10 protein-coding genes are annotated in these 13,550 nt (G+C 73.4%); 6 read left to right on the top strand and 4 right to left on the bottom strand.

The window, feature by feature from the left end; genetic code table 11:
* A complete protein-coding gene (gene cofD, locus EJG53_RS24950) occupies positions 1–957 on the top strand; it encodes a 2-phospho-L-lactate transferase (RefSeq protein WP_031011772.1) in 957 nt (318 codons plus the stop codon).
* Positions 954–2,330: a coenzyme F420-0:L-glutamate ligase gene (locus EJG53_RS24945; protein ID WP_125046624.1), complete on the top strand. Its 1,377-nt coding sequence runs from the start codon at positions 954–956 to the stop codon at positions 2,328–2,330. Before cofD ends, EJG53_RS24945 begins: the two co-directional genes overlap by 4 nt.
* Positions 2,331–2,363: 33 nt before the next feature.
* Here the strand turns inward: EJG53_RS24945 and EJG53_RS24940 are convergent, their stop codons facing one another.
* The 3 genes from EJG53_RS24940 to EJG53_RS24930 all read right to left on the bottom strand — a co-directional run bounded on the left by EJG53_RS24940 (position 2,364) and on the right by EJG53_RS24930 (position 6,000).
* Positions 2,364–3,278, bottom strand: a complete 915-nt coding sequence (locus tag EJG53_RS24940; protein ID WP_125046623.1) for a DNA-3-methyladenine glycosylase family protein — start codon at positions 3,276–3,278, stop codon at positions 2,364–2,366.
* 123 nt (positions 3,279–3,401) lie between these two features.
* Positions 3,402–4,484, bottom strand: coding sequence for a mannose-1-phosphate guanylyltransferase (gene manB / locus EJG53_RS24935; RefSeq protein ID WP_125046622.1), 1,083 nt, complete (start codon positions 4,482–4,484; stop codon positions 3,402–3,404).
* A gap of 73 nt (positions 4,485–4,557) precedes the next feature.
* A complete protein-coding gene (locus tag EJG53_RS24930; RefSeq protein WP_125046621.1) occupies positions 4,558–6,000 on the bottom strand; it encodes an N-acetylmuramoyl-L-alanine amidase in 1,443 nt (480 codons plus the stop codon).
* A 127-nt stretch (positions 6,001–6,127) separates the two neighbouring features.
* Here EJG53_RS24930 and EJG53_RS24925 point away from each other — a divergent pair, with 127 nt between their 5' ends.
* The 4 genes from EJG53_RS24925 (at position 6,128) to EJG53_RS24910 (ending at position 12,532) form a co-directional block, all read left to right on the top strand.
* Positions 6,128–6,880 (top strand): TIGR03089 family protein, encoded by a 753-nt coding sequence (locus tag EJG53_RS24925; RefSeq protein ID WP_125046620.1) that lies wholly within the window; start codon positions 6,128–6,130, stop codon positions 6,878–6,880.
* 182 nt (positions 6,881–7,062) lie between these two features.
* Entirely contained in the window at positions 7,063–8,400 is a 1,338-nt protein-coding gene (locus EJG53_RS24920) for an LCP family protein (RefSeq protein ID WP_125046619.1), read from the top strand.
* A gap of 231 nt (positions 8,401–8,631) precedes the next feature.
* Positions 8,632–10,440 carry an LCP family protein gene (locus EJG53_RS24915; RefSeq protein WP_125046618.1) on the top strand — a complete coding sequence of 603 codons (1,809 nt, stop codon included), beginning with the start codon at positions 8,632–8,634 and terminating at the stop codon, positions 10,438–10,440.
* 109 nt (positions 10,441–10,549) lie between these two features.
* On the top strand, positions 10,550–12,532 hold the full coding sequence (locus EJG53_RS24910) for an LCP family protein (protein WP_125046617.1): 1,983 nt from the start codon (positions 10,550–10,552) through the stop codon (positions 12,530–12,532).
* Here EJG53_RS24910 and EJG53_RS24905 read toward each other — a convergent pair.
* A complete protein-coding gene (locus tag EJG53_RS24905; RefSeq protein WP_244955315.1) occupies positions 12,520–13,428 on the bottom strand; it encodes a polyprenyl synthetase family protein in 909 nt (302 codons plus the stop codon). The two genes, EJG53_RS24910 and EJG53_RS24905, sit on opposite strands and share 13 nt — an antisense overlap.
* Positions 13,429–13,550: the final 122 nt, after the last annotated feature.

The raw sequence follows: 13,550 nt of genomic DNA, 5'->3' as shown, positions 1-13,550 counted from the left end.
ATGCGCATTGTGGTTCTCGCCGGCGGCATCGGCGGCGCCCGCTTCCTGCGGGGTGTGAAAGCAGCGGCGCCGGACGCCGACATCACGGTCATCGGCAACACCGGTGACGACATCCATCTGTTCGGGCTGAAGGTCTGCCCCGACCTCGACACCGTGATGTACACGCTCGGCGGCGGCATCAACGAGGAGCAGGGCTGGGGCCGGGCCGACGAAACCTTCCGGGTGAAGGAGGAGTTGGCGGCATACGGGGTCGGGCCCGAGTGGTTCGGGCTGGGCGACCGCGACTTCGCCACCCACATCGTCCGTACCCAGATGCTCGGCGCCGGCTACCCGCTCAGCGCGGTGACCGAGGCGCTGTGCGCGCGGTGGAAGCCGGGCGTGCGGCTGCTGCCGATGTCCGACGACCGGGTCGAGACCCATGTCGCCGTGGACGTCGACGGCGAGCGCAAGGCCGTCCACTTCCAGGAGTACTGGGTACGGCTGCGCGCCTCGGTGGACGCGCACGCGGTGGTGCCGGTCGGCGCCGAGCAGGCCAAGCCCGCGCCGGGCGTGCTGGAGGCGATCGCCGAGGCCGACGTGGTGCTCTTCCCGCCGTCCAACCCGGTGGTGAGCGTCGGCACGATCCTGGCGGTGCCGGGCATCCGGGAGGCGATCGCGGACGCCGGGGTGCCGGTGGTCGGGCTGTCGCCGATCGTCGGGGACGCGCCGGTGCGCGGGATGGCGGACAAGGTTCTCGCGGCGGTCGGCGTCGAGTCGACGGCGGCCGCGGTGGCCAAGCACTACGGCTCCGGCCTGCTGGACGGCTGGCTCGTCGACACGGTGGACGCGGGCGCGGTGCCCGAGGTCGAGGAGGCAGGCATCCGCTGCCAGGCCGTACCGCTGATGATGACGGACCTGGACGCGACGGCCGCGATGGCCCGGGCGGCCCTGGCGCTGGCCGAGGAGGTCCGCGCGTGACCGCCTCCGGGCCCGCACCGGCCGCCCCGAGCGCCCCCGGGGAGGCCCCGGCCTACCGGGTGTGGGCGCTGCCCGGCATCCCCGAGGTGCGGGACGGCGACGACCTCGCCAAAATCATCGCGGCCGCGGCCACCGCCGACGGGCTGCCCGGTCTCGCCGACGGTGACGTCCTGCTGGTGACCTCGAAGATCATCAGCAAGGCCGAGGGCCGGATCATGGAGGCCACCGACCGCGAGGCCGCCATCGACCAGGAGACCGTACGGGTCGTGGCGCGCCGCGGCACCCTGCGCATCGTCGAGAACCGGCAGGGCCTGGTCATGGCGGCGGCGGGCGTCGACGCCTCCAACACGCCGGCCGGCACCGTCCTGCTGCTGCCCGAGGACCCGGACGCCTCGGCGCGCGCCATCCGCGACGGGCTGCGGGAAGCGCTGGGCGTACGGGTCGGTGTCGTCGTCAGCGACACCTTCGGGCGGCCGTGGCGCAGCGGGCTGACCGATGTCGCGATCGGCGCGGCCGGGGTCCGGGTGCTGGACGACCTGCGCGGCGGCACGGACGCGTACGGCAACCCGCTCAGCGCGACGATCGTCGCCACCGCCGACGAACTGGCGGCGGCGGGCGACCTGGTGAAGGGCAAGGCGGCCGGGCTGCCGGTGGCGGTGGTCCGCGGGCTGCCGCACGTGGTCCGCGAGGACGGCCCGGACGGCGACGCGGACGACGCCGGGGCCCGGGACCTGGTGCGCTCCGCCCCGAACGACATGTTCCGGCTGGGCACCTCCGAGGCCGTACGGGAAGCGGTGACCCTGCGGCGTACGGTCCGCGAGTTCACCGACGACCCGGTGGACCCCGGCGCGGTCCGGCGCGCGGTCGCCGCGGCCGTCACCGCGCCCGCGCCGCACCACACCACCCCCTGGCGGTTCGTCCTGCTGGAGACCGAGGAGGCCCGCACCGGGCTGCTGGACGCCATGCGGGACGCCTGGATCGCCGACCTGCGCGGCGACGGTTTCAGCGAGGAGTCGATCGCCAGGCGGGTGCGCCGGGGCGACGTGCTGCGCAACGCGCCGTACCTGGTCGTGCCCTGCCTGGTCATGGACGGCTCGCACACGTATCCGGACGCGCGGCGCAGCGCGGCCGAGCGGGAGATGTTCGTCGTCGCCAACGGCGCCGGCATCCAGAACTTCCTGGTCGCGCTGGCCGGGGAGCGGCTGGGGTCGGCGTGGGTGTCCTCGACGATGTTCTGCCGCGACGTCGTCCGCGAGGCGCTGGACCTGCCGGCGGACTGGGACCCGATGGGCGCGGTGGCCGTGGGCCGCCCGGCGGCACCGCCCCGGCCGCGGCCGGACCGCTCGGGGGACGACTTCGTGGTGGTGCGCTGAGCCCGTACGCGCGGGGGCACCGCCCGGCCGGCACTACAGCCGGGCGATGTCCCCCACGGGGAAGCGCGGGGCGCGGCGCGGCAGGGTCCGGCCCGACAGCAGGATGAAGCGGGCGGCGCGGTGCCGCTGTCCCTCGTACGGGGCGAGCAGGTCGAGCATCTGCTCGTCGGTGCCGTCGCGCCGCCCGGTCAGCGCGTAGCCGACGATGCGCGGCAGGTGCAGGTCGCCGACGGTGATCGCGTCCGGCGCGCCGTTGGAGCGCTGGAGTGCCTCGGCGGCCGTCCACGGGCCGATGCCCTGGACGAGCTGGAGCCGGCGCAGGGCGTCCGGGAGGTCCATGGCCGCGGCCTCTTCGAGGCGGCGGGCGACCCGTACGGCGCGCAGGATCGTGGCCGAACGCTTGTGGTCGACGCCCGCGCGGTGCCACTCCCACGACGGGATCAGCGCCCAGCCGCGCGGATCGGGCATCACCCGCAGCCGCTCGAACGGGCCGGGCGCGGGCTCGCCGTGCCGCTGGAGCAGCAGGCGCCAGGCGCGGTACGCCTCGTCGGCGGTGACCTTCTGCTCCAGGATCGAGGGGATCAGTGACTCCAGGACCAGGCCGGTGCGGGCGAGCCGTACGCCGGGGTGGCGGCGGCGCGCCTCGTGGACGAGGCGGTGGCGCGGGGTGAAGGCCGCGGGATCGTCGCCCTCCCCCAGCAGGGCGGGCAACCCGTCCAGCATCCACTCGGCCCCGGGACCCCACGCCTCGGCCTCGACCTGCCCGGCGCCGGGCAGGGTCCGTACGCACAAGGTGGCCGGCCCCCGCGGCGTACGGCTGGCCCGCCAGACCGCGCCGTCCACCACCCGGAACGCCGGGTCGCCGGGGCCGCGACCGAGCACACCGAGGGTGCGGTGCAGGTCGTACGGACCGGGCGGGGTCCAGGTGCGGCGGAGGGCGGCGGGCATCCGGCCAGGGTAAGTGATGCGGGTGGGCGGTGGCGGGGGCCCAGGTTCTGGTGGGGTTCCTGAGGGGGCCGGGCACGGGCGGCCTCCCGGGTGGTGCCCGTGTGCCGTCCTCCGGCCTCCGGCCTACTGGTCGGAGGAGAAGCGGACCGACGCCTCGGGTATCTCGGCGCCGCACCACACCCGTATGCCGTCCCGCAGCTCGTTGTCGGCGCCGATGCGGGCGCCGTCGCCGATGACCGCGCCCTCCAGCACCGTGCGCGCCCCGATGCGCGCCCCGGCGCCGATCAGCGAGTCGCGGACGCGGGCGCCCGGCTCGACGACCGCGCCCTCCAGGACGGCGCTGCCGTCGATGCGCGCGCCCGCGCCGACCCGGGCGCGGGGGCCGACCGACGAACCGCCGGTGATCTTGGCGTCGGGTGCCACGTCGGCGGTGTCCATGACCAGGCGGTCGCCGCAGCGGCCGGGGACGGCCGGGGACGGCGCGCGGCCCAGCACCAGGTCGGCGGAGCCGCGCACGAAGGCCTGCGGGGTACCCAGGTCGAGCCAGTAGGTGGAGTCGACCATGCCCTGGAGGTGGGCACCGTCGGCCAGCAGGCCGGGGAAGGTCTCGCGTTCGACGGAGACCGGGCGGCCGGCCGGGATGGTGTCGATGACCGAGCGGTCGAAGACGTAGGCGCCCGCGTTGATCTGGTCGGTGACGATCTCCTCGGGCGTCTGCGGCTTCTCCAGGAAGGCGGTCACCCGGCCGGTCCCGTCGGTCGGCACCAGGCCGAAGGCGCGCGGGTCGGCCACCTTGGTCAGGTGCAGCGAGACGTCGGCGCCGGTGGTGCGGTGGGTGTCCACCAGGGCCGCGATGTCCAGCCCGGTGAGGATGTCGCCGTTGAAGATCAGGACCGGGTCGCCGGGTGCCGAGTGCAGGCGGGAGGCGACGTTGCGGATGGCGCCGCCGGTGCCCAGCGGCTCCTCCTCGGTGACGTACTCCAGGTGCAGACCGAGCGCCGACCCGTCGCCGAAATACGGCTCGAACACTTCGGCGAGGTAGGACGTGGCCAGCACGATGTGCTCCACGCCCGCGGCGCGGGCGCGCGCCAGTTGGTGGGTGAGGAAGGGGACACCGGCGGCCGGGACCATCGGCTTGGGCGTGTGCACCGTCAGCGGGCGCAACCGGGTGCCCTTGCCGCCGACCAGGAGGATCGCTTCAGTCACCTTGGCTTCTCTGCTTCCTGCTGGGGTCGGCCGGTCGGCGGACCAGTGTAGGCAGATACTTTCGAACGGACTTTCAGCGCCCCTGGAGGCGGGCCGCCGCATCGCGCACGGTGCCGAGCTTTCTGTACAGGCGCTCACCGGGGCACCTGGTGTTGAAGCCGTCCCGGTGCCCCGAGATGGCGTGCAGCTTAGCCCTGGTGCCCTTCGGGAACCGGTTGCCGCCGCCGGACACCAGGGTCGTGACGGCGCGCGGGTCGACTCCGTACAGGCCGAGCTTCCAGGCCGTCAGTTTCGCCACCGCGGACACGGCCGCGGCGGGCGGATTTGCATTCTCGAACGCCCCGAGGACAGCGATGCCCATGCTGTTCTGGTTGAAACCGCGGGTGTGCGCGCCCATCACCGGCTTGGCCACGCCGCCCGCGCGGCCCTCGTAGACGGTGCCGCACTTGTCGATGAGGAAGTTGTAGCCCATGTCGCGCCAGCCGCTGCTCTTGACGTGGAAGCGGTAGATGGCGCGCAGCACCGAAGGGGCTTGCCGGCAGGTGTAGTTGTTGCCGGTGGCGCTGTGGTGGACGAAGGCCGCCCGGACGGTCCTGGTGTACGCGAACTGCCGCTCGCGCAGCCGCTCGTCGGCGCCCCAGCCGGCCCGGGTGACGATGGCGGGGCGCGGGCCGACGTGGGAACGGGGGGTGGTGGGGCGTGAGGTGGCGGTGGGGCGGGGGGTGGGCTCGTCGTCGTAGTCGTCGCCGGGGCCGGCGGGCTTGCCCAGCGCCGGGAGGCGGAAGACGCCGCCGAGCAGGGCGTCGAGGGCGGAGCCGACGCTTCCGGAATTGCGGGGTGGCTTCGGGCGGCGGTCGCCGGAGGACTGTTCACCGGTCCGTGCCGCCCGCACCTGCGGGGTGTCCTGGCCGGGGTCGACCAGTTCCAGGCGCATCCCGGCGGGCAGGGCGCGCCGTACGGCCGTCCGGCCGCCGTCGCGCTCGGGAAGGACGCGCAGCTCCACGGCGTCGGAGGCGCCCACCCACAGGGGCGCGGTGCTGCCCCGTACGGAGCCGCCCCGGCGCTCGGCGGACCGCGGGTCGGGGGCGTCGTCGTCGTGCGCCTGGACGTCCTGCCAGCCGGACCAGCCGGTGCCGCCGACGGGGCGGGTACGGACCTGGACGTCGCCGTGCAGTTCGGCCGCCGGGTCGTCCCAGACGACGCCGACCATCGAGAACGGGGCGACACCGCGGGCGGACCGGCCCTGGGCGCCGGAGGACGCGCTCCGGTCCGAGGTGTGCAGGGGACGCAGGGGCAGGGAGCGGGTGCTGCCGGGGATGCCGGCGGGGGCGGCCTGAGCGGGCCGTTGTCCGGTCCGTGCGGGCTGTCCGGCCCGTGGTGCGGGCCGCCCGTCGGACGTACCGGCGGCGGAGGTTCCGGCCGGGCTCGCGGTGGTCGCCCCGGCGGGCAGGGCGAGCGGGAGGGCGAGGGCCGCGGTGCACGTCACGGCGATCGAGGTAGCAAGAATGGCACGCATGGAGAAAGCGTGAACGAATGGGACATAACATGCCATTCATGAAACTGACGGCGCGTCGGCCCGGGTGCCCCGTACCCGCCCGCCGTCCGGCTGACCGGCGGCCGCCCCCGCGCGTACCCTGACGCCGATGAACACCACCGATCGCACCCCCGCCGACCTGCTGCGTTCCGCACTCGCCGCGGACCCGGCCCGCCCGCTCGTGACCTTCTACGACGACGCCACCGGCGAGCGCGTGGAACTGTCCGTCGCCACCTTCGCCAATTGGGTGGCGAAGACCGCCAACTACCTCCAGGGCGACCTCGCCGCCGAACCCGGCGACCGCCTGGCACTGCTGCTGCCCGCGCACTGGCAGACCGCCGTCTGGCTGCTGGCCTGCTCCTCGGTCGGCGTGGTCGCGGACGTCGGCGGCGACCCGGGCGCGGCGGACCTCGTCGTGAGCGGCCCCGACACCCTGGAGGAGGCCCGCGCCTGCACGGGCGAGCGGGTGGCGCTGGCGCTGCGCCCGCTGGGCGGCCGCTTCCCGCAGGCGCCGCAGGGCTTCGCGGACTACGCGGTCGAGGTGCCGAGCCAGGGCGACCGGTTCGCGCCGTACGCGCCCGTCTCCCCGCAGGACCCGGCGCTCGCCGTGGACGGCCGGGAGCTGACCGGCGCCGAGGTCGTGGCGGCGGCGCTGGCCGACGCCGCGGAGCGCGGACTGGGCGAGGGGTCCCGGCTGCTGTCCGGCCTGCCGTACGACACCTGGGCGGGCCTGTCCGCCGGACTGTTCGCCCCGCTGGCCGCGGGCGGCTCGGTCGTCCTGTGCCGCAATGTCGAGCGGCTGGCGGCGGACGGCCTGGCGCGGCGCGAGGAGAGCGAGCGGGTGACGCACCGCGCGGTCTGACGGGACGGACTCCCGCCCCCCTTTCCCCCGTCCGGCGCACGCCTGACCCTCCGTGAGGGGCCGGTACGCGCCGGGCGGGTCATGATCTTGGGATACGGACGCCCTTGCGGGCCCGCCCGTCCGCCCCCGGACGGTGGCCCGCGTGGGCGGGACGCCGACTCCGGAGGGATGGGGACGCACACGTGAGCGACAGCCCGGAGAACCCTTCCGGCCGGCCCGGCCCGCGGGACGCCGACGGCGCGCCGGGCGCACGCCCGGCCCCGCCCGCGGCCCCGCCGCTGGACCTCACCGCGGAGAGCGGCGCGACGGCCACCGGTCCGCGCCCCGGACGGCGATGGGCGCGCTGGACCGCCCTCGGGCTCGCCGGGCTGCTGCTGGCCGCGACCGGCACCGGCTGGCTGCTCTACACCAGGCTGGACGGCAACATCCGTACCGACCACGACACCCGCAACGAGCTGGAGAAGTACGAGGCGGAGCGGCCCAAGTCGGAGCCCGGGGGCGCGGAGAACGTCCTGCTGATCGGCTCCGACCGGCGCTCCGGGGAGTCCAACGGCAAGTACGGCGAGGACAACGGCACCCAGCGCTCGGACACCGCGATCCTGCTGCACGCGGCGGCGGACCGCAGGAGCGCGACGGCGGTCAGCATCCCGCGCGATCTGATGGTGCGCATTCCCGCCTGCAAGCGTTCCGACGGAAAGCAGTCGGTGCCGCAATTCATCCAGTTCAACTGGGCGTTCGAGTTCGCGGGGGCGGCCTGCACGATCCGTACGGTCGAGAAGCTGACCGGCATTCGCATCGACCACCACATGATCGTGGATTTCGCCGGATTCAAGAAAATGGTGGACGCGGTGGACGGCGTCGACCTCTGCCTGGAACGCCCCGTCAATGACGACGAGGCACATCTGCGGCTGCCGGCCGGCTGGCAGACGCTGCGCGGGGAAGAGGCGCTCGGTTACGTCCGGGCCCGTAAAACCCTCGGCGACGGCAGCGACACCATGCGCATGGAGCGTCAGCAGCAGTTCCTGGCGGCGCTGGTGAACAAGGTCCAGAGCAACGGCGTCCTGCTGCACCCCGGGCGGCTCTATCCGCTGCTGGACGCCGCGACCAGCTCCCTGACCACCGACGAGGGGCTGGCGTCGCTGCGGGGGCTGTACGAATGGGTGCGCGGTATGCGCAGCATCCCGACCGACAAGGTGCAGTTCCTGACCGTTCCGCGTCGGGAGTACCGCTACGACCCCGACCGCGACGAACTCGTCCAGCCGGACGCCGACCAGCTCTTCCGGCAACTGGGCAAGGACCGCCCGGTGACCGTACGGCCCCCTTCGGCGACCCCCTCGCCCGCTCCCGCGGCGTCCGCCGTACCGGGCCGGGCGCGGGGCGGGGCGGACGCGCCGCATTCACCGCGCCCGGCATCCGGATCGCGTAAGGATTCCGCGGGCGACGCGTCGGACGGTTCCGCCCTCCCGTCCGCGACACCCACGTTCCGGGGAACCACCGCCGAACGTGGCATCTGTCGCTGAAAGCTCGGCAAAAATTTGCGTCCGGCCGCTCGAAAGCTGTCGAAAAGATGGGGTGAATTGCCCAGTTGTAGGGGAGTGGAATGTGTCACGGGCGTCGCTCGACGCCGAACCGGGCGGATAGTGTGAGCGATCCGGTCCGCACGACCAGGCTGACCGCGCATTGCACAACCGACCGACCGAGCGCCTTGAGGGGGAGGCGCCGCGTGGCACCGACGGAGGACACAAGGCACCGTGGACGCGCAAGGCCGTGGGCGAGGGGACGACATCGATCCCGCCGATCAGTGGGTGTTCGACCCGAACACCGGCACCTACGAGTTGCGGCTGGACCCCGGCGACGCCCCGGCGACGCAGCCGGCCGGCCGCAAGGGGCCGGCGCCCGGCCGCGGCCGTGGCACGCCGCGGCCCGAGGGGGGCACGCCCGCGCCCGGCGGCGGTACGGGACAGCCCGGCGGCGGTTCGGGGCGGCCCGGCAGCCGTACGGGGCAAAACGGTTCTGGAAGCGGTGCGCCCGGCCGGGACACCGACACCCGCGAGCTGCCCGCGCAGCGTGACCGGCGGGCCGGGAACCGCTCCGCGCCGCCCGGCGGCGGCGCGCCGAGCCGTCGTAAGCCCAAGCCGAAGAAGTCCACGAAGAAGAAGGCGCTCTACTGGACGTCCGGCGCGCTCGGCTTCGTCCTCGTCGCGGGCTGCGGCGGCGCGTTCTTCCTGTACCAGCAGTTGAACGGGAACATCTCCAAGGTCGACGTCGGCAAGGAGAACCCGGCGGTCAAGGACGGCCCGGTCAACATCCTCGTCATCGGCACGGACGCCCGCTCCGGCAAGGGCAACCAGGGCTACGGCGACGCGGGCAGCGTGGGGCACGCGGACACCACGATCCTGATGCACATCTCCAAGGACCGCTCCAACGCGACGGCCCTGAGCATCCCCCGCGACATGATCACCGACATTCCGGACTGCCCGACGAAGAAGGACGGCGCCACCCGGACCATCCCGGGGCAGCACAACGTCCGCTTCAACACGAGCCTGGGCCAGGAGGACCGCGACCCCGGCTGCACCTGGCGCACCGTCGAGAAGATGACCGGCCTGTCCATAGATCACTTCATGATGGCCGACTTCAACGCGGTCAAGGAGCTGTCGGAGGCGGTCGACGGCGTCGAGGTGTGCGCCGCGAAGCCGATCGACGACCCGAAGTCCCATCTGCACCTGCCGGCGGGCAAGAGCGTCGTCAAGGGCGAGCAGGCGCTGGCCTTCGTCCGTACCCGGCACTCCGTCGGCACCGGCAGCGACCTGAGCCGCATCCAGCTCCAGCAGCAGTTCCTCAGCTCGATGATCCGCAAGATGAAGTCCGGCGACACCCTGACCAGCGTGCCGAAGCTCTACGACCTGGCCCAGGCCGCCACCAAGGCGCTGACCGTGGACACCGGGATCGGCAGTGCGGGCAAGCTGGTGGACCTCGCCAAGGACCTCAGCCGGGTCGACATCAAAAACATCACTTTCGCCACAGTTCCCGTCCTGGACAACCCGAAGGACCCCGCGACCGTCGTACTGGACGAGGCGAAGGCCGGACCGCTGTTCCAGATGATCCGCGCCGACCACTCGCTGTCCAAGACGAAGGAGAAGAAGAGCAAGGGCACCTCGGACGACAAGAAGGTTCCCAAGGCCCCGGCCGACAAGGTCCGGGTGGACGTCAGCAACGGCGGCGGACCGATCGGTGCCGCCCAGGAGACGGTGGACTGGCTGCAGAACAGCAAGGCCGCGAAGCTGTCGACCAACGCCGGCAACGCGCCGACGAAGCTGGCCGCCACCCGGCTGGAGTACGCGCCGAACCAGGCCGACCAGGCGGCAGCCCTGGCCGACTGGATGGGCCTGCCCAAGAGCGCGCTGAAGAAGACCACCGCGGACGCGGGACCCAAGGTCCCGATGAAGCTGATCCTGGGCAAGGACTTCAAGGGACCGGGCAAGTCGATCGAGGCGCCGACGAAAACGCCGGACGGCGTGCAGAACGTGAACGCCGACGACCAGAACATCTGCGCCAAGTAGCCGGACACCGGCCGGGCCCCCGGCCGGTCCGCGGCTGCACGGGGCAGCCGGAAAGACCAAGCGAGCCCCGGCCGCCGTGACCGGCGCCGACCGACGGGGGAGAAACCCAATGCGGCACAGCAGTGCGCGTGGCGACGGGCCACAACGGCGCCGGCCCGACGCCGAGGATCTGGGCTGGGACGACAGCCTGTACGGGAACGGAAGCGGGAACGGGAACGGAAGCGGGCGGAACGGTTCGCCTGAGTCCGGTGCGCCGGGACCGGCGGACCAAGGGGGCACGCCTCCTCCGGACGCTCCGGCCGCGTCGGCCGCCCCGGCAGCTCCCGGCGGCACCGGCACGCCGTCGGCGGGCGGCGGCGCGCCCGTCCCGCCGGTGATCACCGGCGGGGTGACGGGTCCGCCCGTGATCACGGGCGGCGTCGCGGGCCCGGCCACGGGCGCCGCCGGCCAGACCCCCGCAGCGGCAGTCACGGGCACACCCTCCGCCGGTACGGCCGCCACCGGTACGCCCACCGCCACCGCCCTCAAGGACGCGGCGGACCCCGGCCCCTCCCCCGCCGACGGCTCCGAGCCCGAAGCCAAGGGCACCCGTCGCGCGCGCAGACCCCGCAGCAGAACCCGGCGCGTCCTGCGCTGGAGCGCGATAACCCTGGCCGTGCTGATAGTCGGCACGGCCGGCGCCGGTTACTGGTACTACGAGCACCTCAACAGCAACCTCCGCAAGGACGCCCTCGACCTGGGCTCCGGCGGCCTGGAGAAACCCGAGCCGAACGCCTTCGGGCAGACGCCGCTGAACATCCTGCTGCTGGGCTCGGACGGCCGGAACAGCGAGAAGAACATCGAGCTGGGCGGCGCCCGCCAGGACGCGGACCGCAAGCCGCTGGCCGACGTGCAGATGCTGCTGCACGTCTCGGCCGACCGCAGCAACATGTCGGTCATCTCGATCCCGCGCGACACCCGCGTGCCGATCCCGGAGTGCAAGGACCCGGACGACGGCAAGGTCTACCCGCAGACCACCGCGGCCATCAACACCTCGCTCCAGCACGGCGGTCCCGGCTGCACCGTCGCCACCTGGAAGGAGCTGACCGGCATCTACATCGACCACTTCATGATGGTCGACTTCGCCGGCGTGGTGGACATGGCGGACGCGATCGGCGGCGTACCCGTGTGTGTGGACAAGAATGTCTACTCGCACGACAAGAAGGGCCACGGCAGCGGTCTGAAGCTCACCGCGGGCACCCACTCGGTCAAGGGCGTCCAGGCCCTCCAGTGGCTGCGCACCCGGTACGGCTTCGAGGACAACACCGACATCGGCCGGGCCAAGGCCCAGCACATGTACATGAATTCGATGGTCCGCGAGCTGAAGGCGGGCACCAAGCTCACCGACCCGCTGAAGCTGCGCGACCTGGCCGAGGCCGCCACCAAGGCGCTGACCGTGGACGAGGGCCTGGGCAGCGTCAAGAAGCTGTACGACCTGGGCGGCGACCTCCAGCGGGTGCCGACCGAGCGGATCACGATGGTCACCATGCCGTGGCAGTACGCGGCGGGCGGCGAGTACGTCGTACCCAAGCCCGGCGACGCCGAGCAGACCTTCTCCCTCCTGCGCAACGACACCGCGCTGGACGGCAAGGACAAGAAGAAGAAGCCCACGCCCGATCCGCAGCCGACGACGGCCAAGGACAAGCTGGACGTCGTCGTCCAGAACGGCACCAACAGCACGGTGACCGGCCCGGTCTCCGGCCGTGCGAACGTGATCGCCGGCCACCTGGGAACCCTCGGCTACACGAGCGCCACCACGGACTCCCGCCTCATCACCCAGGCCGACACCACGATCACCTACCCGGCCAAGGAGGGACGCGGCGACGCCCTCGCCCTCGCGAAGGCCCTCGGCCTGCCCAAGGACTCGGTCAAGGAGTCGCGTTCGGCCACCACCATGCGGCTGGTGATCGGCAACGACTGGCGCAGGGGGACGGCGTTCCCCAAGCCGTCGGAGGACAAGAAGGAGGCCGAAAAGGCGCCGGACAGTGCCGACGCCCTCAACGGCGAGGACAAGAAGGCCTGTATGAAGGTGAACCCCGCCTACACCTTCTGACCGGACCGCGCAGGGGTGCGGCCGGGCGGCACCGCCGGGCCCGGCGGCAGGGTGCAGTGCGTACCGTGCGGGCCCGCCGGCGCACAGGCGTTCGCGGTGGTCCGTACCTCGTCGTCCACGCGCCGGTGCAGGGACGCGGTGAAGGGCGAGTCGGGGGCGAGGGTGTCCAGCAGGGCGTGGGCGCGGTGGTGGACGTCCGCGAGGAGGCGCCGGTACGGGGCGAGGACGTCCGGGGCGAACATCATGGCGGCCAGCCGGCGGCGGTCGGCGGGCGAGTCGGCGGCCCGGCCGAGGAGTTCCAGCGCCTGCTCCCGGTCCGTGCCGGTGGCCGCGTGCAGCAACTGGACCAGGAGGTAGGTGGCGGTGCGGTTGCCGAGGTCCTCGCTCTGGCCGGAGCGCAGGTCGTCCTCGTCGTTGCGGAACTGCGCGAGTATCCCGACGGCCTGTCCGAACTCACCCCAGGCGGCAACCCGCGGGTCGTCTGCGCCGTCCGCGCCTAGTGCGAGGCGGGCCGCCATCGTGGCGGCCATGGCGTAGACCGCGCCGCTCTTGTGCCGGTAGACCGTCAGCACCTCCTCGGGGCTCGTCCCGGTCGGTGTGCCGAGGAGGTCGCCGACCTGCCCGTCGCAGGCGGCGGTCCAGCCGTCGAGGTAGTCCGCGGTCAGGCGCTCGCGCAGGGCTCCGGGCACCGGCAGGGCGGCCAGGGCGCGCAACGGCAGGGCGTAGCCGCATTCCAGAGCCGCCGTCATGACGGCCGCCGGGGCGTCGCCGTACAGCCGGGCGCCGGTGTCGCCGTCCGACACGTCGTCGAAGGTGTTGGCGGCCCGCCACCACAGGGTGTGCGTCCCGGCCACCGGTACGGCCGGTTCGAGGGTGCCCTCGACGGCGCCGTGCACCAGGAGCGGCAGCGCGCTTTCGAGGGGGACCGCCTGCCGTGGGTGACGAGCCGTTCGAGCGCGGGCCGCAGGTGCGCGTACCGGGGCCGGTAGGCGTCGAGGAGCCCGGCCACGTACCGGCT

It is taken from the genome of Streptomyces chrestomyceticus JCM 4735 (assembly GCF_003865135.1).
Classification (GTDB): Bacteria; Actinomycetota; Actinomycetes; order Streptomycetales; family Streptomycetaceae; genus Streptomyces; species Streptomyces chrestomyceticus.
Note: the sequence above shows the minus strand (reverse complement) of the source record. Positions and strands in the feature narration are given on the sequence as shown.